The 24,924-nt window shown below is 47.1% G+C and carries 22 protein-coding genes; 18 read left to right on the forward strand and 4 right to left on the reverse strand.

All coding sequences use genetic code 11. The features are described from left to right. Positions 1-5: 5 nt before the first annotated feature. Positions 6-2,081 (forward strand): thioredoxin domain-containing protein, encoded by a 2,076-nt coding sequence (locus RQP52_RS03255; RefSeq protein ID WP_315949425.1) that lies wholly within the window; start codon positions 6-8, stop codon positions 2,079-2,081. A gap of 97 nt (positions 2,082-2,178) precedes the next feature. On the opposite strand, the gene RQP52_RS03260 is transcribed toward RQP52_RS03255, so the two are convergent. Continuing rightward, positions 2,179-2,337: a DUF1540 domain-containing protein gene (locus RQP52_RS03260; RefSeq protein WP_157324647.1), complete on the reverse strand. Its 159-nt coding sequence runs from the start codon at positions 2,335-2,337 to the stop codon at positions 2,179-2,181. Between the two features lie 161 nt (positions 2,338-2,498). Here RQP52_RS03260 and RQP52_RS36400 point away from each other — a divergent pair, with 161 nt between their 5' ends. Then, positions 2,499-2,714 carry a double zinc ribbon domain-containing protein gene (locus RQP52_RS36400; protein WP_379174481.1) on the forward strand — a complete coding sequence of 72 codons (216 nt, stop codon included), beginning with the start codon at positions 2,499-2,501 and terminating at the stop codon, positions 2,712-2,714. 346 nt (positions 2,715-3,060) lie between these two features. On the opposite strand, the gene RQP52_RS03265 is transcribed toward RQP52_RS36400, so the two are convergent. Further along, complete coding sequence (locus RQP52_RS03265) at positions 3,061-4,983, reverse strand: glycosyl hydrolase family 18 protein (protein WP_315949426.1); 1,923 nt, start codon at positions 4,981-4,983, stop codon at positions 3,061-3,063. Between the two features lie 181 nt (positions 4,984-5,164). On the opposite strand from RQP52_RS03265, the gene RQP52_RS03270 reads away from it, so the two are divergent. From RQP52_RS03270 to RQP52_RS03310, 9 genes are all read left to right on the forward strand, one after another. Further along, positions 5,165-5,698: a DUF309 domain-containing protein gene (locus tag RQP52_RS03270; RefSeq protein WP_315949428.1), complete on the forward strand. Its 534-nt coding sequence runs from the start codon at positions 5,165-5,167 to the stop codon at positions 5,696-5,698. Then, positions 5,695-6,426 (forward strand): response regulator transcription factor, encoded by a 732-nt coding sequence (locus tag RQP52_RS03275; RefSeq protein WP_315949429.1) that lies wholly within the window; start codon positions 5,695-5,697, stop codon positions 6,424-6,426. Before RQP52_RS03270 ends, RQP52_RS03275 begins: the two co-directional genes overlap by 4 nt. Further along, a complete protein-coding gene (locus RQP52_RS03280; RefSeq protein WP_315949431.1) occupies positions 6,419-7,873 on the forward strand; it encodes a sensor histidine kinase in 1,455 nt (484 codons plus the stop codon). Before RQP52_RS03275 ends, RQP52_RS03280 begins: the two co-directional genes overlap by 8 nt. Positions 7,874-7,974: 101 nt before the next feature. Further along, entirely contained in the window at positions 7,975-8,580 is a 606-nt protein-coding gene (locus tag RQP52_RS03285) for a hypothetical protein (protein WP_315949432.1), read from the forward strand. A gap of 15 nt (positions 8,581-8,595) precedes the next feature. Further along, positions 8,596-10,302, forward strand: coding sequence for an efflux RND transporter periplasmic adaptor subunit (locus RQP52_RS03290; RefSeq protein WP_315949433.1), 1,707 nt, complete (start codon positions 8,596-8,598; stop codon positions 10,300-10,302). A 26-nt stretch (positions 10,303-10,328) separates the two neighbouring features. Continuing rightward, complete coding sequence (locus tag RQP52_RS03295; protein WP_127451607.1) at positions 10,329-11,048, forward strand: ABC transporter ATP-binding protein; 720 nt, start codon at positions 10,329-10,331, stop codon at positions 11,046-11,048. Then, a complete protein-coding gene (locus RQP52_RS03300) occupies positions 11,045-12,223 on the forward strand; it encodes an ABC transporter permease (RefSeq protein ID WP_315949435.1) in 1,179 nt (392 codons plus the stop codon). The genes RQP52_RS03295 and RQP52_RS03300 overlap by 4 nt, the downstream gene beginning before the upstream one ends. Before the next feature lie 23 nt (positions 12,224-12,246). Continuing rightward, the gene (locus RQP52_RS03305) at positions 12,247-14,421 is read left to right on the forward strand and encodes a hypothetical protein (protein WP_315949436.1); all 2,175 of its coding nucleotides are present in this window, start codon (positions 12,247-12,249) and stop codon (positions 14,419-14,421) included. Between the two features lie 1,045 nt (positions 14,422-15,466). Further along, a complete protein-coding gene (locus RQP52_RS03310) occupies positions 15,467-16,045 on the forward strand; it encodes a nitroreductase family protein (RefSeq protein WP_315949438.1) in 579 nt (192 codons plus the stop codon). A 44-nt stretch (positions 16,046-16,089) separates the two neighbouring features. Here RQP52_RS03310 and RQP52_RS03315 read toward each other — a convergent pair whose 3' ends face one another. Further along, positions 16,090-16,659: a beta-class carbonic anhydrase gene (locus RQP52_RS03315; protein ID WP_315949440.1), complete on the reverse strand. Its 570-nt coding sequence runs from the start codon at positions 16,657-16,659 to the stop codon at positions 16,090-16,092. A 50-nt stretch (positions 16,660-16,709) separates the two neighbouring features. After that, positions 16,710-17,033, reverse strand: coding sequence for an iron-sulfur cluster biosynthesis family protein (locus RQP52_RS03320; protein WP_315949442.1), 324 nt, complete (start codon positions 17,031-17,033; stop codon positions 16,710-16,712). Positions 17,034-17,187: 154 nt separating this feature from the next. On the opposite strand from RQP52_RS03320, the gene RQP52_RS03325 reads away from it, so the two are divergent. The 7 genes from RQP52_RS03325 to RQP52_RS03355 all read left to right on the forward strand — a co-directional run bounded on the left by RQP52_RS03325 (position 17,188) and on the right by RQP52_RS03355 (position 24,814). Beyond that, on the forward strand, positions 17,188-18,708 hold the full coding sequence (locus RQP52_RS03325) for a carboxypeptidase M32 (RefSeq protein ID WP_315949445.1): 1,521 nt from the start codon (positions 17,188-17,190) through the stop codon (positions 18,706-18,708). A gap of 150 nt (positions 18,709-18,858) precedes the next feature. Beyond that, positions 18,859-19,872, forward strand: a complete 1,014-nt coding sequence (locus RQP52_RS03330; protein WP_315949447.1) for an ABC transporter substrate-binding protein — start codon at positions 18,859-18,861, stop codon at positions 19,870-19,872. Positions 19,873-19,916: 44 nt separating this feature from the next. Further along, positions 19,917-20,687, forward strand: a complete 771-nt coding sequence (locus RQP52_RS03335; RefSeq protein WP_315949449.1) for an ABC transporter ATP-binding protein — start codon at positions 19,917-19,919, stop codon at positions 20,685-20,687. Beyond that, complete coding sequence (locus RQP52_RS03340) at positions 20,684-21,526, forward strand: ABC transporter permease (RefSeq protein ID WP_315949450.1); 843 nt, start codon at positions 20,684-20,686, stop codon at positions 21,524-21,526. Before RQP52_RS03335 ends, RQP52_RS03340 begins: the two co-directional genes overlap by 4 nt. 69 nt (positions 21,527-21,595) lie before the next feature. Continuing rightward, positions 21,596-22,555: an aromatic acid exporter family protein gene (locus RQP52_RS03345; protein ID WP_315949452.1), complete on the forward strand. Its 960-nt coding sequence runs from the start codon at positions 21,596-21,598 to the stop codon at positions 22,553-22,555. A gap of 114 nt (positions 22,556-22,669) precedes the next feature. After that, positions 22,670-23,236, forward strand: coding sequence for an outer spore coat protein CotE (cotE, locus tag RQP52_RS03350; RefSeq protein ID WP_315949453.1), 567 nt, complete (start codon positions 22,670-22,672; stop codon positions 23,234-23,236). 108 nt (positions 23,237-23,344) lie between these two features. After that, positions 23,345-24,814: a putative amidoligase domain-containing protein gene (locus RQP52_RS03355; protein WP_315949454.1), complete on the forward strand. Its 1,470-nt coding sequence runs from the start codon at positions 23,345-23,347 to the stop codon at positions 24,812-24,814. Positions 24,815-24,924 lie beyond the last annotated feature (110 nt).

Here is a 24,924-nt window from a genome sequence, read left to right on the forward strand (position 1 = left end):
ATATAATGTCTGAACGAAAATCAAACGCTCTTATTAACGAAAAATCCCCCTATTTGCTACAGCACGCCTACAACCCGGTCGACTGGTTCCCTTGGTCCGAAGAAGCGTTTGAGAAAGCGAAGCAAGAGAATAAGCCAATTTTCCTATCTATTGGGTATTCAACTTGCCACTGGTGCCACGTCATGGCTCACGAATCCTTCGAAGACCAGACCATTGCCGACATGCTAAATAAAGATTTCATCTCAATTAAAGTAGACCGTGAAGAACGCCCAGACATCGATCACATTTACATGGCGGTGTGCCAAGCGATGACGGGACAAGGCGGGTGGCCGCTCACGGTGTTCCTGACACCGGAGAAGAAACCTTTCTTCGCAGGTACGTATTTCCCACGCAGCCGAAAGTACAATCGCGCCGGGATGGTGGAAGTGCTAGCGCAACTTGCAGGGAAGTGGCGGGAAGACGCTGAGCGCGTTCGCGAAGTTGGGGAACAGATCATTCAAGAGACAACAGCTCGGTTGCTGGAACATCAATCTGGCGGTGAATTAACGGAAGAGACGCTTCACGAAGCGTTCCGTTTATATGAGAGCTCGTTCGACCCTGAGTTTGGGGGATTTGGAAGTGCGCCAAAATTTCCAACCTCGCACAATTTGTCTTTTCTGCTCAGGTATCATAAGAAAACAGGGAACGGACGCGCCCTTGAAATGGTGGAAAAGACGCTGGATGCCATGCATCGCGGTGGTATGTACGATCACATTGGATATGGTTTTTCCAGGTATTCGGTTGATTCCCAATGGCTGGTCCCGCACTTTGAGAAGATGCTGTATGATAATGCGCTTTTGCTTATGACCTATGTAGAAGCTTATCAAGTTACTGGCAAAGCCAAGTACGCTGAGGTAGCGGAGCAGATCATTACCTATGTACTACGAGACATGACCGACGTTGGAGGCGCTTTCTATTCGGCGGAGGATGCAGATTCCGAAGGCGAAGAGGGCAAGTTCTACGTTTGGACACCCGACGAGGTAGAACTTGTGCTAGGCATAGAGGAGGGAGACCTCTTCTCTGAGTTGTTTGATATTACGGAGTCGGGTAATTTCGAAGGGCATAACATCCCGAATCTGATTCAGACGACGCTAGCTTCTTTTGCGAAGCGGAAGCAGATCCCTCTGGATCAGCTGAAGCAGCGGATGGAGGAAGCCCGTACCAAGCTGTTCGAGCATCGCGAGAAGCGCATCCATCCGGGCAAAGACGACAAGATTCTGACCGCGTGGAACGGTCTGATGATCGCTGCGCTGTCCAAGGCGGCCCGTGCCTTGGACCAACCGGCTTTCGCGGAGGCGGCTACGAAAGCCGCGGACTTCCTGCTTCGTGAGCTGCGCCGCGAAGATGGGCGCTTGCTCGCCCGCTACCGCGACGGCGAGGCCGCTTTTCCAGGCTACGTGGACGACTACGCGTTCCTCGTTTGGGGACTGATCGAGCTGTACGAGACCACGTTCGAGCTGCGCTATCTCCGTGAAGCGGTCCAGCTGAACGCAGAGATGCTTCGTCTCTTCGGAGACGAAGAGAAGGGCGGGCTCTTCTTCTACGGCAGCGATGCCGAGCAGCTGCTCACCCGCCCCAAAGAGATCTACGACGGCGCAATGCCGTCGGGTAACGCCGCAGCCGCGCTGAACATGCAGCGGCTGGCCAAGCTGACCTACGACGCGAAGCTGTCGCAGGCTGCGGATGAGCAGCTCCTGGCTTTTGCCGGAGCTGTCGCGTCTTACCCGCCGGGCCATTCGCTCATGCTGTCCGCGCTCGATTTCGCTTACAGCGAAGCCAGCGAAATTGTCATCGCCGGCGACCCGGCGAAGCCAGAGACGCAGCACATGCTGCGCGCTGTACAGCGGCAGTTCCTGCCGAATGCGCTGCTGATTCTTCACCCGCCAGGGGCAGCGGGAGAAGAAGTGCGCAAGCTGATTCCGCTTGTGCAGGACAAGCTGCCCCTCGGAGGACGCGCGACAGCCTACGTATGTCACAACTTTGTCTGCCAAGCGCCGACACAGGATCTCGAAGACCTCGAAAATCTTTTCACTATTCAATGATAATAATTATCATTATTGGTTACAATAGCAATAGAAAGAAAAAAGAGGCCCGAAAGGGCCTCCACAATCTTCATGTCTAAGTTGAGTAGTTCCAAAACTAAACTTTAGGTTCAAACGTTTTGCAGTCTGTTTCTTCGGAATTGCGCGCCTGATTGCTGCCGTGGTGGCTCACGACATAAATTGAGGACGCGTTGCATTTATTGCCATTTGCCCAGTTTTTGCAAGAATTAACTTCGCAAAGCACATCTTTTGCCATTGGTTATTCACCTCCTTTACCTCATAGGGTGGGGTAAAAAGGCACGTTTTTATACATGGTCAGACACGAAAATGGAAAAAAGTATAAAGGTTCGCATTCACCATTCATATGAATGACCTCATATACTTGAAGTGGAGACCCTACTTCAAGAAGGTGAAGTTATGGCTGAAAAGGAATTTCAGCAATGTGTCAGGTGCAAGTATGTTGCGGACAAAGAGGAAAGATATTGTATCAAATGCGGAGCTCCACTCAAGAACCGTTGTACACGGGAAAAAACGTTGCTCCACAAAGGATGTTCGAAGGTGAATAAGCCAGACGCTAAGTATTGCTCGGATTGTGGAACGGCAACAATATTTAACGAATGGAATCTACTGTGAACCTGAGCAAGGAGCGATACACAAAGGAACTACAGTCAGCTATTTTCCTGAAAAGGCGTATTTTCTACTTGTTGGGGAACTACGTTCCACTATTTTGCCGATTTCACCCGAAAACGTGCTGCGGAGGACAAAATAAAGCCCTGTAGTTCCGCTAAACTAGGGAAAAACTACATTTTCCTCCGAATAGCGGACTCCAGTTCCCTCAAAGTGAGTCTAGCCGGTATTTTCGCAAAATAGTTGGTGTCTTACCCAAAAATGGTGTTGACCGTAGATGCACCGTGGAACAATAGTAAACGTAAAAGCACTGTCAGGAACATCCTGACAGTGCTTTTCTGCTTTACACGCATTACTTGTTCTGCAAAATCATCGTCCACAAGTCCGACGAATCATAACCAAGCCGCCAAGCTGCGACACCGGCGATGTCGTACTTTTTCGCCACATCCAAACGAGCCTTAACGGTTGCGGCATCTTCTAACCAGAATACATAAGTAAAGCCGTCTTCTTGGTATTCCACGCGATACTGTCCGTAAGTTGCATCCCACGTCTGTTTGACCGTTTTGGAAGCGAGCAAAGCTGGAATATCCTTCATCAGCACAGTCCGATTACTTTGCAAGGCGCCGGCTGCGTCCAATTTCCATTCCCGCACATAATAAGGGATGCCTAGGATGATTTTGTCCCGCGGGATGCCATAGGATAAAAATTCTTGAATCCCACCGTCTGTCCAGGGAAGACCGGCAACGGAACCGGCGGAGGTACTCCCCTTATAAAATTGGTCATAGGCCATGATAACGACGTAATCCACAATGCCGCCGAGCTTCTCATGGTCAAAAGCGGAAAGATGATTCCATTTGACACTGCCGCGCGGTAAATCGATGGAAATAGCCAAGCCGTTTGAATGCGCGTAAGTTGTTAATTTGGTAATAAAAGCAGTGAATGCATTGCGATCCGAGCCTGCAAGACTTTCGAAGTCGACGTTGATGCCAGGAACACCAAGCTGCACGGAACGATCAACCAGAGCTTTAATGAATTTATCTTGGGCCTTACTATCGGCAAGGAATTGCGTCGTTAAGCTGGCATTGAATTGATTGCTGACGAGAGGGTATACGGTATAACCGCTGCTTTGCAGCCATTTTACAGTATCGGGATTCGAGCTGTCTTTGAGATTACCAGCAGCGTCCTGTAGCTCGAAATAGCTTGGTGAATCAACATCCAGTCCAACCGTGTTCGAGATTTGTGCTTTTATCGCATCGCCGCCGGATTGGCCGTTCCATCCCCACACTTGTAATTTCTTGAAATTATCCCAAAGTATTCGATGTTCAAGCGTTTGAATGGAGCTGTTGTTGTACTGCACGCTATAGTTCAGCGCATCAGGAAGGTTAGTATATTCACCGATCAGAGAGGCGTTCTGGAACACTTGATAAGCGGCAAAATTGTTCCAAATTTTGTGGCCATCCATGAATATGGTGGCGTGCCCCCATAATTTTGCATAGTCAATGGCTGCATCTAATGAAGTGAAGTCCTGAAGAAAGGTATCATTTTGGTATACTTTATAGGATTTAAGATTGCTGTATACGGTTTTTTTCGTGTTTTTATTTACGACGGTCGAGTTGCCCCAGTTCAATGCTTCTTTTATCGCATCCTCCAAGGAAGCAAATTCCCAGTTATCGGCTGAAAAAGTACCTTGATAGACCTTATATATAGGATCTCCGGCACGCAGCGATGTTTTATCCTCATTAGAAATGTTGTCCCAGACCCAAGCCCGACTGTTTAAGTCAATGATATGGGCACTGCCCCATTTCTTTGCTTCGGCGATAGCATCATTCAGCGTTTGAAATCTCCAAGCGTCTAAGGTAACTTCATTTTGATATACTTGATAATGAGGGTAGTTGTCCCACACCCAGCCCGTGGATGTTAGATCACGAACACTGGCATTGGACCATTTTTTCGCTTCAGCAATAGCTGCATCTAGTGTAGGGAATTGCCATTCTGGGAGTGTAGCGTCCAATTGATAAACTTGATAGCGAGGAAAATTGTTCCACAACCACTTGCGTGTGCCAATCTCTTCCACATAACTATTGGAAAAACCTTTGGCAAAAGTTTCCGCTTGTTTATATGTAGCAAATTCCATGAGCACTTGATTATACTGATAAACGCGGTATTTCGTTGTTTTATCGGTAGTTCCGCTTGTTGCTCCTGCTGCTTGTACAGCCTGCGGTATCGTTATTGATAACAAAAGGGTACTCGTCAGCAGCCATTTTCCAACTTTCATAGATCACGCCTCTTTCTCTTAATCTACTTAATAAGACGTACCGAATGATAGATTGGTTGCGTTGGAAATAGCTAGAAACACTTATGAATCGAAAGGTGATGTTGGACGATGGAACAACTTTCGAGTAACATGAGGTATACATAGTCATTATCGTGATCAGAACAAGGTGGAGGAACGATTTATGAAGCAGTATCCGGAAGCTTATATCGAATATTTACTGCATTTTCATGCAGAGCGAGATTATTTTGAGTGTCATGAGGTCATGGAAGAATTTTGGAAAGAGCATCCAGAGGACGAACGCTGCAGAACGTATGTCGCGTTGATACAAATAGCGGTTGGTATGTATCATATCAGGCGCGGGAATCGTGCAGGTGCCGTAAAAATGCTGCAAAGCGCAGAGCGTAATGCACAGGCTGAGCATGCGGCTTCTTTGGGGCTTGATCCTGTGAAGCTTGGCCAGTTAATTGGACAAACTTGGGCTCAAATCGAGCGGGATGGTTATTTGTATCAAGATATTAATTTACCGATCGCTGATTTGGAGTTAGTAGCGTTATGCGAGGCTGAATGCGAGCGAAGAGGGTTGATGTGGCATGCACCAAGCCGAATGGCCGATATCGAACTCATTCAAAAACATACGCGAAGAGACCGGTCAGACGTCATTGAAGAAAGAGCAAGACAACAGCAAATTCGTAAGGAAAAGGGTGGCGCCAAGTGAACTCGGAAGGTAAAGTACTTGTCGTAGATGATGAGCCGAATATTGCCGAAGTGGTTAGATTGTATTTGGAGCATTCCAATTATGAACCGATTCTGCTGCCGCGAGGACAGGAGGTTCTTCGTACAATTGTAGAAGAGAGACCGAGCTTAGTTCTACTCGACATTATGCTCCCGGATATTTCTGGTTATGAGCTATGCGAGATGATTCGTAAAATGGATGCTCCGTTTCATCAGACGCCGATTATTTTTCTAACGGCCAAAGGCGAATCCATTGATAAATTACGAGGATTTAACTTAGGTGTTGACGATTACTTAGTCAAGCCATTTGATCCTAATGAGCTTATTGCCCGCATTAAGGCTGTACTGCGACGTACGGTTCAAGTGCCGACAGAAGTGTCAGCCTCGCAAAATTCGTCGTCACGTAAATTATTGGAAATCGGAAATATTGTGATTGATTTGGATCAGTATCGCGTAACCGTAGGAGGGAAACGAATTGATCTCACACCGAAGGAAATTGAACTTCTGCATTTCCTGACCAGCCATCCAAGCCGCGTTTTCACACGCGAGGATCTGCTCGGCTATGTGTGGAATTTTGATTTTACCGGTGGCACGCGTACGGTTGACGCTCATGTAAAGAATTTGCGTAAAAAGCTGGGACAGCACGATACGTGGAACATTCAAACGCTCTGGGGGATTGGGTATTCGTTTGAGGTGGTCCAGCATGTTTAAGCTTTGGCTAAAGGGCAAATATAACAGCCTTTATCTGAAAATCTTCTTGTCGTTCCTGGCGACATGTGTGCTTTTCTTTGCGGGATTGTTTTTGTTCTGGAACTATTATTTTACGGATTTGTTTTATAAGGACAAAGTTGAACTGCTGGAGAAACGGGTTGTCGAGGTAACCCGTCTTATGAACTCTGTTCAAGACGGCACGATTTCCACAAGGGAACTGAAGTACACCGTACGCATTCTAGCGAGAAGCATTAATGGGCAGGTATGGCTCGTTGACGATAAAGGGAATATTCTGAACGGCTCCTCCGACAGTGAAGGTCGAACGATCCCTAAGCAGATGGATGCTCAGTTTATCGACGGATTGCATGGCCACAGCGGTTACGGGATGGTCACTGTAACGACGCCGCAGGGAAGAACGATTAATGTCTTTACGTATCACGCCCCCTATCAATTAAATGAGCAGCCCATGGTCTTCATTTTGCATTTTCCGGCTGAGGACATTAGTGAAGCTATTTCCGCTGTAAGGGTTAATATTTTGGTTCCGCTTTTGTTTTCTCTGCTGGCTGTAGGGTTCATTCTCTACATTATTTCACGAAAACTTGCCGGCCCACTTCAGCAGATGAACCGTGCGGCACTCGAATTGGCACATGGCGATTTTACGACACGTGTTCCAGTTACTTCACACGATGAGGTCGGGCAGCTTGCTGCAAGCTTCAACTTCATGGTGGAGCAATTGGAAGAATGGGAAGGTACTCGGCAGGAGTTTCTGACGAATGTATCCCATGAGCTGCGTTCACCGCTTACGACACTGCGTGGTTTCATCGTGGCGATGAACGATAAGATCATCCCTGAAGAGAAATACTCGCATTACCTGCGCATCTGTGATCAAGAGGTTCAACGGCTGCAGCGTCTCGTGACGGACTTATTAGACCTTGCTCAGATTCAAAATGGTGTCGATGTGTTTCGACTTAGACCGGTTGTCATGACAGAAGCACTTGAAGAATCATTGGAATTATTGAAAGCGCCGATTGCTGTCAATGAAATATCATTGCATCTTATTTTGCCTAACCCGGATAAGGAGCCTGCGCAAGTTCCGCTAGACCCTGACCGATTTGCTCAGATCGTCCATAATTTAATTTATAATTCTTTAAAATTCACGCCAAAAGGCGGGACGTTAACCGTTGCCTTGGAAGAGGCGGAGCATGAAGTCCATCTGTTCATTCGTGATACGGGAACCGGGATGACGGATGCCGAGTTAGCACGCATTTGGGATCGTTTCTATAAAGCGGATGAAGCAAGAACATCAAGATCAGACGTACCAACGGGCACGGGGCTTGGACTTACGATTGTGAAGCATTTAGTCACAGGGATGCATGGCACGATCCAAGTACGCAGCCGAGTAGGGGAAGGAACCGAATTTCGTGTAACATTTCCGCGAATTTCGTAGAGTTTCACAATTTTTTTACAACTTAAACAAACTTATTTCATGTTTGAAATGTATCCTGATCCTATTGGACAGGATTTTTTTGTCTTGGAGGTGTATGTTTGATGAAGTACACTTGGAAAGCAGCTATGGGTTTGACGCTTTTTTCCTTCCTATTGGGTGGTTGTCAGACTCATTTGCCGGATCTTTCCTCAACGCAGGCTGTGATCGCATCGCCCCCAATAACCGAGCAAGCTCTCCCCGAAGAAAACCTCACAGAAGACGTCCAGAATGTGAAGGAGATGCAGCTGGTCATGTTCTCTCAAGAACTGCTTCTTATGGACCGGCATGCCAATTTGTCCATTACTGCTAAGCAAGCAGAGACGATACTTCCATTAGTCCGTAAAAGCATAGATGAAGGAAGCATGAACGAATCCGAACGCAAGCTTGTTCTTGGCGGCTTGACGGCAGATCAAATTGCTTTTCTAGAGGAACAATCCAAGCAAGAAAAGGCGCGATTTGCTGAGCGTGCTGCGGGCAACCAGGGGGATGAGCTCTCTTCCGAGGAACGGGAGAAGCGGGTGAAAGCTTTTATGCAAAAAAGAAAGACCGATCGACAGGCAGAGTCAGACTTCATTGACCGTGAGCATGGAGAAAACCAGTTCGATCCTCGAAGCATGGGGATCAGCGTAGAGCAGCAGTTAATGGAATTACTCATGTCCAAACTCTAAGGAGGAAGTTACTTCATGAAATGGTATCGCAGTAAGTGGTTTATAATTTTGATCGCGGTAATTGTCTGCGGAAGCGGCACTTATGTTTATTTGACGAAAGGTAAGAAAAGCAAAGCAGCGGACGTGAAGGAGGCTATTTACGAGGTTAAAAAAGGCAATATCCGTTCTTCCGTTTCGGGTACAGCCCAGTTCGAGCCCAAAGATACACAAACGATCTCTGTCCCGGTTGATTCGGACATTAAATCCATTAATCTAAAACGGAACCTGGCGGTGAAGGCCGGGGATGTTCTTTTAGAATTGACGAGTACAAGCTTGGAAAGTGATTTGCAGGATGCACAGTTGACTTACGAGCAAACGCAAAAGGACTTGGATTCTTTGATAGCTCAACAAGGTTTAATGGCTGTTAAGGCTCCTGTTAGCGGGAAACTTACGTATGCCACGAACCTGGAGGAAGGAGCTACGATTAACAAGTCGACTAAAATTGCAACCATTTCCGATGTAAACAACTTGACAGTGACGCTGCCATTTTTTGTAGAAGATGCTGCACAGCTGCATAATGGCGATCCTGTTGATATTACGATAGATGGCTATATGATCACGAAAACAGGTAAGATTCAAAGCATTTCTAAAGACCCGAAATCGGATGGAAAAGGCGGTAAAGTAGTCGATATTGATGTTGCCGTTCCCAATGACAACTCGATGGATGCAGGTACGAGCGTACTGGGCAGTGTGACGATCGGCGGGCGTTCGGTTGATTCGCAAGCGAAAGCTGCGCTTCAATATGTGAAAGTCACAACTGTCTTGGCAGGCACAACCGGCAATGTGGCCACGATGCCTTTAAAAACAGGCAATATGGTTCGTCAAGGTGACTTACTTGCAACGTTCTCAAATGATACGATCGGCGATGATATTCTCACGAAACAGTCTGCTCTAGAGCGTGCGAAGTTGAAAGTGGACTCAGCGCAAGACAAGGTGGATGGACTTAAAATCTTAGCGCCATTTGATGGTGTATTCTCAACGGACTTTGTTAACAAACGCAATGATATTCTTAGTCTTCTACAAGTTGGAACCAAGGTAACCAGCGGTATGCAGTTAGGAGCTGTTGCGAGCATTGCCAAAATGCAGCTTCCGGTACAGGTGGATGAATTAGACTTGCCTAATGTTAAGCTTGGGATGAAAGCTGAAATCAAGGTCGACGCTTACCCTGGCCGCATTTTCCCGGCGGAAGTAACGCAAATTTCTTCTGTTGGTACAACAACGAACGGTGTAACGGCTTATGATGTCGTACTCGCTGCTGATAACAAAGATAATGTATTGAAATACGGCATGACGGCTACAGGTGAGATTTTGATTCAAGACAAGAAAGATGCGATTTACATACCTCCTGAAGCATTGCAATTACAAAAAGGCAAGCGCATTGTCACATTGAAAAAAGCGGATGGAACCGTAGAGCCTGATCATGAGGTGAAAATCGGTATTCGTTCGAAAACGCAAATTGAAATCACGGAAGGTCTGAGTGAAGGGGATAAAGTAGTTCTTCCTACTTCAGTAAAAAGACAACAAAACCTTAGCCAGGACGAAATTAATCGCTTAAGACAGCAGTTCCAACAAAACGGCGGAGCAGGTGGAGCTGGCGGATTTGGCGGCGGTGCTGGTGGCGGTGCAGGCGGAGCTACCCGGACAAATGGCGGTGGTGGAGGCGGCGGTGGCGGTAACAGATAACACTGCTGGAAAGGAGTTAGTGCGGTATGAATATCATTGAACTAAAAGATATTGTCAAAACCTATAAACGCGGTTCAGAAGATCTACCTATCCTGCGCAGCATTTCGCTTACTGTTGAAGAAGGCGACTTCGTAGCCATCATCGGGCCCAGCGGATCCGGTAAATCAACGCTTATGAATACCATTGGGCTCCTGGACGTTCCGACGTCGGGGAGCTATATCCTGGACGGTGTCGTAACCGAACGGATGAGTGATAATGAGCTCGCAGCGCTTCGTAATCAAAAGATCGGCTTTATTTTTCAACAATTTAACCTATTGCCCCGTTTATCCGCAATGGAAAATGTGGAGCTTCCGATGATTTATGCTGGAATTCCAAGAAAAGAACGGCGGGAGCGGGCGCATGAAATGCTCAAAATGCTCGGCATGGGAGAGCGGGGCCATCATAAGCCCAGCGAGTTATCCGGTGGTCAACAACAACGTGTGGCGATCGCCCGAGCTCTTGCGATTTCGCCATCTCTGATCTTGGCGGATGAACCGACAGGAGCATTGGATTCCCGAACGGGGGAAGAAGTTCTGGAGTTAATTTTGCAGCTGAATGCGCAGGGAAATACCATTGTTCTGATTACTCATGATCATCATATTGCCGATAATGCCAAGCGCGTCGTTGCTCTTCGTGACGGCGTCATCATTGATGACTACCGGAATAACGCTGACAAAAGCGATGTAAAGCAAGAGGTGAGCGTATGAAGGTAAATGAACTGCTCAGGATGTCGCTGCAGACGATTGTCTCAAGTCCGCTGCGTACCTTTCTGACGATGCTGGGAGTTATTATCGGAGTTAGCTCTGTCGTGACGCTAGTGTCCATCGGGCAAGGAACTTCGGAACAAATCGCCAAGCAGTATGAAAATATGGGGACGAACCTTCTCGTTGTTACAGCGACAGGAAACGGTCGTGCGACGCAATTGGATTACAATGAACTGATGAATTTCGAGAATTTTGAAGAGTTCAAATCCATTGCGCCTACAATGACGAAAAATGGCTCCAACATTAAATATGACCGAACGCAAGAAAAGTACAACGTACTTGGAACCAATGATCGATACTTGGACATTATTAAAGCGAAAGTCGATAAGGGTCGTAACTTATCGCCGACGGATCTCGAGTTTCGCTCCAATGTAGCGATTTTGGGGAGCGAAGTGGCCAAGACATTTTTTGGCACTTTGGATCCGGTTGGAGAGGAGATCAATATCGATGGCGCTGTATTCAGTGTTATCGGAACCCTCGAAGCCAAAGGCTCTAATATTGGAGGAGCCTCGGTAGATAGCTCTATCATTGTGCCACTGGAATCGGCAAGACGTGTATTCAAGCTGGGGCAAATTCGTACGACTTACGTCGAAGCACCAACCAAAGAAGATATTTACAAAGCTCAAGAAACGATGAAGCAATATTTAACTTATAAATTCAAAAGCGATACGGGCTTCGTGCTAACGAATCAGGATGAGCTGCTCAAGGCACGGACTGAAGCAACGAACACACTTACGAATCAATTAGTAGCTGTTGCTCTTATTTCCTTGCTCGTCGGCGGTATCGGAATTATGAACATTATGTTGGTGACGGTCAGTGAACGGACGCGAGAAATCGGGATTCGTAAATCCATTGGTGCTAAAAGGCGCAATATTTTGCTCCAATTTCTTGTCGAAGCCGTCGTCATCAGCGGACTTGGCGGACTTATCGGGCTTGGTTTAGGGGTCGGTTTATCCTACGCACTGCCCTATTTCAGCCCGAAACAAACGACTAGCCTTTCCTTTGATATTAGTTTATACGCCTTTTTATTTTCCGTATTGGTCGGTGTTATCTTCGGTTTATATCCGGCTAACAAAGCATCCAAACTGCGTCCGATTGACGCCTTACGATCTGATTGATGAACGAAAGAGGAGGACTACCTGTGAAGCAACATCTTAAAATGAAACGCTTGCTTAGCCGCTCAGCACTTATGCTAACGGCTGCAAGCTTCCTGACACTACCTCTGGCCACATCGGCTTTCGCTGGCAAGGAAGGCGTCTTCCTGAGCGACTCCGTCTACTTTACATTAGACAAGGTTTCCTTGTCCTCAGGAGCGGACGACGGTTCCCTTCGTTTCTCTCTGGGGCTGAACAATAACAGCGCTTCGCCCGTGGATTTTAACAACTATGGTGTTAAAGTGATGGATACGAATGGAGTATCTTATACCGCTAAACTGAGTGAGAAAGTAAACGGCCGTGTGCAAGCGGGGGAGACGGGGACTTTCAAATTCAGTTCCGAGATACCAGCGAATTTGACACCTGGTCAACTGAAAGTTGATATCTTCGAGTGGAACTACAATACGATGCACGATATCGGGGCTTTATCCGTAGAAGCTGCCATGGATGAAGCAGGGCAAACCGTGGTGCAGCAAACCGTCATCAACCTTCAGGAGGTAGATACTACCTTCGCGGATGATGCGCTAGTGACCGCTCAGCTTGGCAATAGCTACAGAGTTTACAAAGACGGTGCCTGGTTGGTTTATACAGATTTGACGTTGGAAAATTTAAGCAACACGACCCTAAAGCTGCCGGATGCGCTTGAACTTAATTTGCAAGATGCCAAGGGATTGACTTACGTTGCTCAGTTTATCTCGGGATCAGGTCAAACCTTGCTGCCGCAGCAGCCTGTTAAAACAACCATTCAAACAGCAGTTCCGGCATCCCTGGATGCGAACGGGCTATCCCTGCTTTTCTCGCCAAAAGGCAAAGTGAAAACAACGGTGCTCGGGTCACTAAATGTAGCGAAATCATTCGTGATTGGTAAGATCGGCGACTCATCCCAATACCCGGACGCAGATTTAGAGGGGCTTCATATCAATACAACGTGGGCAGCGGCTAGCAGACAATCAGATGGTCTGCATCTCCAAGCGAATGTTACCCTAACGAACAAAAGTGATGGCATCGTAACGATTCCTAACTTGTCTGCTTCTTTTCAAGCACTTCGCGGCAGTGTAGCGGTTACGTCTTCAGATAATGCTGTTCGGACGTCCTACTTATCGCCAAATGAATCGACGACCTTCCGCTTCTCCGGTATTTTGCCTGCAGGCCTGAGCACAGATGCTTTGCAGCTGGTCGTTTCAGAGAAACAAGGTACGTCGAATAACAGCACGCAAACGAACACGGGAACGGGTACAGATACGGGTACTGGTACAGGTTCTTCCGATACAGGAAATACAACGAATACAGGCAATACCGGTAGTTCCGGTAATAGCAAAACAGCGTCGCTGCCGGTTTCAATCACGACACTGGCGGGAGCTGGTCAAGGCGGAGAGGACTCCTCTTATACCGCTGCGGAAGATTACACACTCGGTACACCATTCAAGCTGACGTCGAATACGCTCATTGACTCGAATATTGATGTATCGCTTGTAGAGCTTGGAATGAGCGAGAATACGGACTTCGGCTTCAAAACCATCGTTGCCAAATATAAACTGACGAATAAAGGTACGACATCATTAAATCTACCGGATTTCCAAACCGATCTGACCAACGTTGAAGGCTACACTTACTCGGGGGCTCGACAATCTACCGTTGCGAAGACGATCGCTCCGAACACCAGTTATGTGTTGAACTACTCCTATATGGTGCCTGGTACAGAAACGGCAGATAAGTTGGCACTTAACTTATATGATGCCAATCGTTTAGCGATTGGCTCCTACAAAACAGCTGTTCAACCAGTACCAACAACCGGTGCCGTATCCTTGTATCCGTTTAGTATTGCAATTAACGATTACAGGGTCAGCGCAACGTATAGTAAAGATCAATCTTACGCATACCGTCTGCGCTTGGATTTGGATGTGAAACGTCAAGAGCAGGTCATCACGGACGCTAACTTCTCATCCCTCGTCTTCGAGGTTGTCGATTCCGAAGACCGCCTGTTAAGCACCAAGACCATGAGCTTCGTAGGCCAGGACAAAATTATGTCCGGCATTCAGTTTATCGATTTCGGTTCAATTAAATCCGAACAACTAAACACGAATGTTAAAATTAACCTTTACGAGGTTGTTACTACACCGAACGGTGATGCAAAACGTTTGGTGAAGACGTTGATTATGTAAGGTTCATGCAGGTGCTCATCCCTTGGGGATGGGCACTTTTTTTGGTAGATAAGAAAGTATAAGTTTTATACTTTTGCTTCGCATCTACCTTGACAAACGAGTCCGTCCTAAAAGGACGACGAAGCCGTTTATCCTTGAGGAGTAAGCTTAGGCTTACCCTTATTTATTTGTGTTGAGCACTCCACGAAATTTGCTGCTATTGCTTGAGCGGTCTCCCCGGCAAGCGGAACTAGAGGGCGCTATTTCTGCGAAATAGGCTCTTTTTCATGTGGAGGGGAACTGAGGGCCGCTAATTGTCCGTTTTCATAAAGAAAACGGGATTAGGCGGTCAAATAAGGCCCTGTAGTTCCGCTTGAACATTGAAACGAGGCTGAATTTGTTAGAATAGCAGGCTGCAGTTCCTCAAGGGTGTATCGTAGACCAACTTACCGCTAGCTATGAGGTACTCCCTCCGCCAAATGTCTCAGTAACGCTAAGTTGTAAGCGGTGTTGGGGGTTCACCACCTCAAAAATTCGCTCCAACCGTGCTCTTAACAAGCTAAACGACGGAGGAGAAGTTAGCTTCTCCAATGCTTCCTTTCCCCAGCACCAGCAAGGGAGCTAGGAGTCCGGGCACTACTTATCATTGGATGAAATCCAATAAAAGGATGAGTTTGGCAACCGTTTAGCTCATCTCATTGGACGAAATCCATGGGGAGGAATAAATGTAGTCGCTTTTTGAGAGCTTTTAATAGAGCTCATTGGATTTCGTCCAATATAAAGCGAAGTTTGGTTAACAGAAGAGTCATCTCATTGGATTTTATCCAACATGATCCAATAACAGCTTCCAAACCCGGATGTCCCTTCGAAGAAACGTTAGTTTAATTGCAATCAATAGGAAGAGAATGGCATGAAAAGATTGACAGGTACATATCCATTTGCGAAAATGAGAATGATTATCATGATCGTTTACGTGAAATGCGTAGTCGAATAGAACTTATATTTGTATGTTGATGTAATTTGTATGCTGAAGTAATAGTCTAACCAAACTGGAGGCACACGCACGATGAATATTATGCAAAATGAGAAATTAGGCGCAATCAGCGAACTGATTAAAGACAGACGTTCTGTCCGCGCATTTAAAAGCGATCCCATCGACACGGACCTCATAACTGAGCTGCTGAACGTAGCGGTATGGGCACCAACACATGGTCTAAGGGAGCCTTGGAGGTTCGTTTTATACAAAGGCGAGGCGCGTAAGCCGCTTGCTGAAGCCATGATCCGCACCTACACGGCGGAGGAGAAGGAAAGGCTAGCAGCACAGAAATTGGACTACTTCATGCAGATCCCGGCTCATCTCGTTGTCGTCATGAACGAAGATCCGAGGCAGAAACAGTGGGAAGAAGATTTCGCATGCGTTTGCTGCCTGATTCAGAACTTTCAACTGGCTGCCTGGGAAGTGGGGGTTGGCGTTGTATGGAAAACGAATCCATTTATTCACAGTCCTAACTTCCGCGAGGCGGTAGGCGTTAAGCCAGGAGAGAAAATAGTAGGCTTGCTGCATATGGGTTACCCGGAGCAAGTACCGGCCGTGAGACCGCGGACCGATGCTAGAGAGAAATTGATTATTAAAGAGTCGGTATAGAAAACAAAAACCTCACGGTTTTCCGTGAGGTTTTGTTATCGTGCTTATTCAACATCCTGATAGCCATCTTTGATTAAATCCAGTCTTCCCGTTTGCGGGTCAATAATTAGCCCGTGAACCGGTAAGTTTTTGGGAAGCAGCGGATGATTGCGAATAATATTTACGCTTTTCTCGATCCCTTCTCGGGCATGGTCAAAACCTGTCAACCAGCCTGACAAATCGATACCGGAATGGCCGAGCGTTGAGATGACATCATCGGAAATACCGCGTTTTTTGGCGCTTGCGATCACCTTGTCCGAGTTCAGACCCGTCATCCCGCAGTCGTAATGGCCAATCACGAATACTTCATCTGCATCGAGCTCATAAACAGCTACAATGATACTGCGCATAATACTGCCAAATGGGTGGGAGACAATGGCTCCGGCATTTTTGATAATTTTGGCATCACCGTTGTGCAAATTCATCGCCTTAGGCAATAATTCGACTAAACGCGTATCCATACATGTTAGAACAACCATTTTTTTGTCTGGAAACTTCGTAGTCAGAAATTCTTTGTACTCCTCTTTTGCAACAAATTGTTCATTGTAATTCAAAATTTCGCTAATCAAAGACATGGTTTCTCCTCCAGGTAAGTAATTGTGCTGCTTATACGTCCCATGCAGCTTTATCTTTTGTCGACCAAGCTCATACTGGCATTGTAAATCTGATTATTACTCTTCAGTATATAGGATTTATTTCCTTCAGAAAAGTCAATTTTCATATTCGATTCATAAAAAATTTCATCCTTGCTGTTATAAATCAGCTTAAGAGCATTGGTTTCGGCAGTTAAATCCTGTTGAGTTTCTTCGGAAACCAACCAGAGCGTCGGCACGCCGTTAACGGAACAACCGCATCCTTCTGTATCAAAAACAAGCTTCAACAGGGCGTCACCTTGGCCCATATATGGGGTTAATCGCTCAATTGCTGAATCGGTAAATGTAATTTTCATGGATGTTATCTCCTCACTATGTTGTTTGACAATGACTCTAACTAGCATTAAAAATAATGGCTAGTCATCATTTTACCACAAGATCAATAAATTTGATTCTGTGGAAAGGACGAAGTATGATGAAAATAGAAATTGATGGGAGGAGATTTGAAGCATGAGTGTGCAAACTGCCACAGCCAAGCTAGAATCGTTCAAAGCCTATGTTCGTAAAATGAAGCAATACGAGGAGGCCATCGCCCTAATTTATTGGGATATGCGGACTGGCGCCCCGAAAAAAGGGATTGGAACACGCTCTGAAGTAGTCGGAGAGCTCTCCACCGAAGTTTTCCGCATGTCCACGTCCGATGAAATGGGCGAATACGTTGCTTTTTTCACGCAGCCTGCTGAGCTTGAACAGCTTGATGCCATTTCGAGAAAAATGGTTGAAGAGTGCAAAAAAGAATATGATCGCTCCAAAAAGATACCTGCTGAGAAGTATCAAGCCTATGTCGTGCTGACGTCTCAAGCCGAATCTGCTTGGGAAGATGCCAAACACAATTCGGATTGGGATTCCTTCCAGCCGTATTTGGAGAAAATTGTGGCAACAACCCAAGAGTTTATTGAACTATGGGGATATGAAGGTCATAAATATAACACGCTCCTCGATATGTACGAACCTGGTATGACGGTTGAGAAGCTGGATGAAGTCTTCGGAGCTCTACGCGAAAAAGCGGTTCCCTTGCTGCAGCGTATCCAGGCGTCGCCGAATCAGCCGGATCGTTCTTTCCTGGATCAACAATTTGAGATCAGCAAACAGAAACAATTTTCGCTATCGATTTTGAAGCAAATGCAGTACGATTTCGAAGCTGGCCGGTTGGACGAGACCGTGCATCCGTTCGCGACGGCGCTGAATCCAGGAGATGTGCGGATTACAACGCGCTATTTGCCTAATGATATTACCTCCGCATTATTCGGAACGATTCATGAAGGCGGACATGCGCTGTATGAGCAGAACATTTCCGACGATTTGGTAGGCACTAACTTGTGCACCGGAACATCCATGGGCATTCACGAGTCACAGTCCCGTTTCTGGGAAAATGTGATTGGCCGCAGCAAAGCGTTCTGGGACAGATACTATGGTGAACTGCAAACGACGTTCTCTCCGCAGATCGATCAAGTGGATGTCGATACTTTTTATAAGGCGATTAACCACATTGAACCATCGCTGATCCGTATTGAAGCGGATGAACTGACGTACAACTTACATATTATGATTCGTTATGAGCTGGAAAAAGGGCTGTTTAACGGAACCATCTCGGTAGCGGATCTACCTGCGGCATGGAATGCCAAATATGAAGAGTATTTGGGCGTAACCCCGGCAAATGATGGCGAAGGCGTGCTGCAAGACGTGCATTGGTCAGGCGGAGCGTTCGGGTACTTCCCATCTTACGCGCTCGGCAACATGTATGCTGCACAATTTACGCAAACCTTGCGTAAAGAGCTGCCGGCATTCGAAAGCCTGATCGCCGAAGGCAATCTGGCGCCGATTAAGGAATGGCTCACAGAAAAAGTATATAAGCACGGAAAACTGCTGACGCCAAACGAAATTATTCGCCAAGTAACGGGCGAAGAGTTGAATCCAGAGTACTTGGTTCAGTATTTGGAGGAAAAGTATAAGTCGGTATACGGCATTTAAAACCATAAGAGCAGCATCCTTCGGCAGTGACTACTGTCTTGGGGTGCTGTTTTTTTGTGCTGCAACAAACAATTTAGCCAAAAGTTGCCATTAACCGTCTTCTGGGCTCCTGCATAGGATAGATTACTACTTTTATCGGAGGGACGTCGTATGAAGATTCGGAAAAAATGGGGAGCTGCTTTAACCGTGGTCTTGCTGCTCAGCAGCATCGTTTCGGCCTGCGGAACGAAAAGCACGGAAACAACCAAGGTTCGCATTGGTGAGGTAACGCGATCTTTATTTTATGCACCACAGTATGTGGCGCTGTCACAGGGCTTTTTCAAGGATGAGGGCCTTGATGTAGAGCTTACAACAACACCTGGCGGTGACAAAACCATGACGGCCTTGCTCTCTAATGCCATCGATGTGGCGCTGGTTGGCTCGGAAACGTCCATTTATGTGTCACAGCAAGGTTCAGATGATCCCGTTATTAATTTTGCTCAATTAACGCAAACGGACGGGACTTTCCTCGTGGCTCGCAAGAAAGTAGATCAGTTTGATTGGAATTCACTCAAAGGTTCTGTATTCCTCGGGCAAAGAAAAGGCGGAATGCCACAGATGGCAGGGGAGTTCACGCTCAAGAAACACAACATCGATCCTCAGAAAGATCTTCAGCTGATTCAAAACATCGATTTTGCGAACATCGCTTCAGCTTATTCATCGGGAACCGGGGAATATGTGCAGTTATTTGAACCGCAGGCATCGATTGTGGAGAAAGAAGGAAAAGGATTCGTGCTGGCTTCCTTTGGCGTCGAGAGCGGTCACCTGCCCTACACGGTATTCATGACCAAACAAAGTTTCATCAAGCAAAATCCGGGCACGGTTCAAAAGTTCACCAATGCAATCCAACGCGCACAGCTATGGGTTGCGGCGAAAAGTGTAGATGAAATCACGAATGCCGTTTTGCCTTATTTTAAAGACATCGATGTTGAAATTGTAAAAAGTGTCGTTAAACGTTACAAAGATCAAGGTTCATTTGCTACGGACGGCATCGTCGATGAGCAGGAATGGAACAATTTGCTCGATGTCATGACTTCAGCAGGAGAACTGAAAGAAAAAGTGGCTTGGAAAACGCTAGTGAACAACACATTCGCAGAGAAAGCCAAATCGACCGTAAAACCTTAAGAAGCAAGTGGGAAGGCAATGAAGGGCGAGAGGGGAGTACGAACATGGATTCAGCTGTGACGGTTCAAAATGTAACTCAAGTTTATGTGACCGAAGAGAGGGCGACACTTGCTGTGCAAGGGATCGATTTTGCGATAGCGCGCGGCGAATTTGTGAGTCTCATCGGACCAAGCGGCTGCGGGAAGACGACTCTCTTGTCGATCATTGCCGGCCTTATTCGGCCAACTGTAGGCGCCGTGACGGTCGCTGGGAACGCGGTGAACGGTCCATCGACAAGGGTTGGTTACATGCTGCAGCAGGACTATCTGTTCCCTTGGCGGACGATTGAAGATAATGCCTGCATGGGCTTAGAGATTGCAGGTATGTTGACAAAAGAGAAGAAGCAAAGCGTGCTTCACTTGCTGGAAGAAATGGGGCTGTACAGCTTCAAGGATTATTATCCTTCGCAGCTTTCCGGGGGAATGCGCCAGCGTGTCGCATTGGTCCGCACACTCGCTACCGAGCCCGAGCTGCTGCTGCTGGATGAACCGTTTTCTGCACTCGACTACCAGACGAAGCTTCAGCTGGAAGATTTGGTGGTGGAAACGCTGCAAGCCAAGAAGAAAACTGCTCTCCTTGTAACGCATGACATTTCTGAGGCCATTGCGATGAGCGACCGTATTATTGTCCTGGATCCTAACCCTGGGCGGATACGGCAAGAATTTCATATTCCAGACGATATTCGCACATCAGTGCCTTTTGAAGCAAGAGAATTGCCAGGGTTCCATGCACTCTTTCGATTGATTTGGCAGGAGTTTGGAGGGCATGACGCATGATAGAGAATCAACGCCACTCGGCTAAACATATAGCAAGAGAAGATTCACTTACCAAACAGGTTCACGAGCGGTTTGCTCAAGCAAAAAAGAGGGAAACAAAGCAGGTAAGACTTGTTCAACTGATCATTTTACTTGTGTTTTTTGCTCTGTGGGAAGTAGCGGCCCGGTTAAAATGGATTGATGTGCTCCTGTTCAGCTACCCAACGAAAGTATTTAAACTGCTCTGGGATAAACTGTTGGACGGGAGCCTGCTTCCTCATGTGGGTGTCACGGTTGTGGAGACAATCATAGGTTTTGTGCTGGGCACATTATTCGGCACCGCATTGGCTGTCATCATTTGGTGGTCTCCGTTTCTTTCCAGGGTGCTTGACCCCTATATCGTCGTTTTAAACAGTATGCCGAAGGTTGCATTAGGGCCTCTTTTTATCGTTGGATTGGGTCCAGGATTGCTTTCGATCATAGCCACTACTCTTTCGATTACTGTCATTATCACTACACTTGTGGTTTATGGCAGCTTTAAAGAGGTTGATCAGAATTACGTGAAAGTAGTGTCCTTATTCGGGGGTACGAAGAGAAAAGTATTCCAAAAAGTTATTTTACCCGCATCGTTTCCTGCGATTGTCTCGACTTTGAAAGTAAATGTAGGCTTAGCGTGGATCGGTGTCATTGTAGGGGAGTTTCTAGTCTCCCAAATGGGTCTCGGGTATTTAATCATATACGGCTTTCAGGTGTTTAATTTTACATTGGTGATCTCGACGTTGTTCGTTATTGCGATTGTAGCGACTTTCATGTATCAGATCGTATCCAATTTAGAAAAAAGATTGACAAAACATCGGTAATACTTGCCACTTTGTAATCAAAATGAAATAATGGAGCCCATAGTACAACCAGTAAAGAGGTGAAACGCTATGGGCTTTCGCGTGCTCAAAACGGCCATTGCGGTGGGTATAGCGATGTATCTTGCTCATCTATTCGGGATCAAAACGCCGGCTGCCGCAGGGCTGCTAGCTATTCTCGGAATAGAAGTAACGAAGAAAAAAGGAATAGAAAGCTCATTGCATCGCATAGCTTCCTCTATGCTCGCACTATTGATGGGCAGCTTGTTATTCAGGTTCTTGGGTTTTCATATTTGGGTCGTCGTTTTATTCATTCTGTTGGTATTCCCGGTCTTGCATCGCATGAGGATTTCAGAGGGAGCCGTGACCGGAGCCGTTGTTTTGCTTCATCTTTATGCGTACGAAGATGATGGCTGGGCAGCCGTATGGAACGAAATGATTTTACTGCTTATCGGATTAGGCGTTGCTACACTCATCAATATTGCTTATATGCCGAAGGCGGATAAAGCGATGGCGGCGCAGAAAAGAAGAGTAGAGGACTTATTTTCGATTATTTTTATGAATATGGCCAAGCATTTGCGGGATAATTCCATCGTTTGGGATGGGAAGGAGCTTTTGGAGGTCAGTGAACAAATTGATCTAGGTGCCGCGCTAGCCAAGCGCTCGTTAGATAATACGCTTATTTTTGGGGGAGAACCCTACTGGCGGGTTTATTTCTATATGAGGGGTGAGCAGCTGGAGTCGGTGAATCGGATGCTCGTTCTGGTCGCGCAGGTGTATCAGGCTTTACCGCAAGGAGAACTACTTGCAAAGATTCTTGAAGATATTAGCCAATCTGTGAAGGAAGACTATTATACAGGCGAAGCGGAGAAAGAATTGCAAGAGCTGGATGCCCGTTATAAACAGATGAGTCTGCCGGAAAGCCGTGAGGAATTCGAGGTCCGATCCGCGATTTTACTGCTAAACAGAGAGCTGAAGATCTATTTATCGATTGCCAAAAAGCAAAAAAAAAACCGCGCGGGGGCGGGTTGACTCTAACAGATATTCCTATTTTTAAACAGCAAAAATAATATAAAATAATTGTCACTCTAGACTACTGTCCTGCATACACTTGTAATGAATGATTGTATGGAGGAGGTTGAAAGGATGTCATTAGATAAAGATTTGCAAAGCAGAGAGATCATTACTAAAGCTGTCTGCGGTAAAGGTCGCAAATTTTCACATGTAAGTCATACCGTGACTCCGCCCTTTTCTCCGACCAGTATATTGGGCGCTTGGATTATTAATAACCAATTCGAGGCGATCCAATCTGGAGAGGGCGTAGAGGTAGTTGGTACTTATGATATCAACATCTGGTATTCTTACGATCGCAACACGAAAACAGACGTAGCAAAAGAAACCGTTTCTTATGTAGAAGTCGTCGGACTAAGCTATCTGGACAAAAAACATAAGCCAACGACAGCTGAAGTATCCGCTGTCGCAACGCAAGAGCCAAACTGTGTGGAAGCCAGTATCGCTACAAGCGGCGACAGCGTAGTGATTCGGGTTGAGCGCGAGTTCCAAGTCGAGCTCATCGCCGAAACGAAAGTGTTTGTCATTGTGAGCCCGTATGGTCCGGGAGATTTCGACGACAAACATGTGGACTTCGATGATAGCGGCGATGGAGATTTCGAGGATCTCGATGCCGAACTTCTTGAGGATGATCTGGATTAATGAACCCTATACGCCAGTGTATGCTGGCGTTGCAGGTTCGGCAGAGGGCATTTGCCCTCTTTTTTGTTTTATAGACATATTTGGGCTTAACGAGAAGGGGCAATCTCGATGGAATCCTTTTTACTGCACGCACAGGAGAAAGAAGCGCTGGAGCTGGCTGATCTTATTCAAATTCCGAGCGGTACGAAACTTCCGGATGACTGGCAGGGACGGATCATCATTCACTGGGGAGCCGCCCATGATGAATGGCCACAGAAACAGGCGCTGCAGCCAATTCGAGCGATTCTGAGGGCAAAGGCAAGCGCTAAGCGCGATGAGCAGTTGGCTATGCATGGGTTGAAGACCTTAGCGTCTCTGAAGAAGCGCGGTTTGATGAAGGATGCCCCGCCAACGTTTACTCACAAATATAAAGTGGCTGTCTTTCATCTACAAACGCTTATTGTTTATGAGAAAAAAGAAACGCTGCTGTTGTCTGAGAAAACGCTGTTTAATCAGCGGCAAGCAAATGCAAGCTCCGCCTACATAGAAGTCCTGCCGGACCGAGCTAGCTTTCATGTGCGCCGAGCAAGCCGTGAGGCGGTTAAAGCCATTTATGCGCTAGGTCTGGATTATGGATTGGCTACAATCGGGGTTCTGGCCTCTGGGCATACCGTTGTTTTGGATGTAGATCCGGTACCTAAGCTCAATGGCAAGCTGGCGCAGCTGTTCGCACAGGCCATTGACCGGTACGAACAATCACTTTCGAAGGAGATGCTGCGCAAGGAGCGGGTCATGCTCGGAACCGATCCCGAGTTCCTGCTGCTGAGCCCGCAAGGCCAAGTCGTCTTCGCCGACCGCTTCCTGACGCGCAAAGGCGATGTCGGCTGCGATGCCATCGTGCTCAGCGGGCAGCGCCTGATCCTGCCGCTGGCGGAGCTGCGACCGCAGCCCAGCGCAGACCCGCGCGAGCTGGCGAGGAACCTGCTGTCTACGATGCAGCTCGCCGCGCGGTCCATCCCTGATGAGAGCCTGGCGTGGCTCTCGGGCGGCATGCCGGTGGGGGGCTACCCCCTCGGCGGGCATATCCACTTCAGCCGCTGCTGGCTGAATGCCCATATTCTGCGCGCGCTCGATAACTACCTCGCGCTGCCTTTGATTTTGATCGAAGGCGACACAACGGGCCAGCGTCGCCCCAGATACGGCTTTCTCGGCGACTTCCGCAAAAAGTCGCACGGGGGCTTCGAGTACCGCACGCTGCCGAGCTGGATGCAGTCGCCCTTGATTACGCGCGGGGTTTTCGCGCTTGCTGCGCTTATAGCGGATAATTACTGGCTGCTTGCAAGGCAGCCGCTGCAGGATCTGGACATCCAAGCAGCCTATTATAGCGGTGATAAGCAGCGGCTTAACAGTGTGGTTGCCAGGCTTTGGCAGGATCTTGAACTTTTGAAGGGCTATGAGGTGCATGCTGCTGTTCTCGACCGCTTTCGCAAGCGGATTTTATCCATGAAACCTTGGGATGAGAGAGAAGACATTCGTAAAGCTTGGAAAATTGCTCCGTACAACCGTAAAGAAGCAATTGAAGAAGGAATCATGTTATAATAGATTATCTATACAAAGATGGAAGATTGGCTAACGCTAGAGGCTCGTAGATCCGGATGTGCCTGTCCAACCGGCAGGCTGTATTCGGGCGATTGGGGCCTTTAGCGGTT

Source organism: Paenibacillus violae (assembly GCF_032461945.1).
Lineage (GTDB): Bacteria > Bacillota > Bacilli > Paenibacillales > NBRC-103111 > Paenibacillus_E > Paenibacillus_E violae.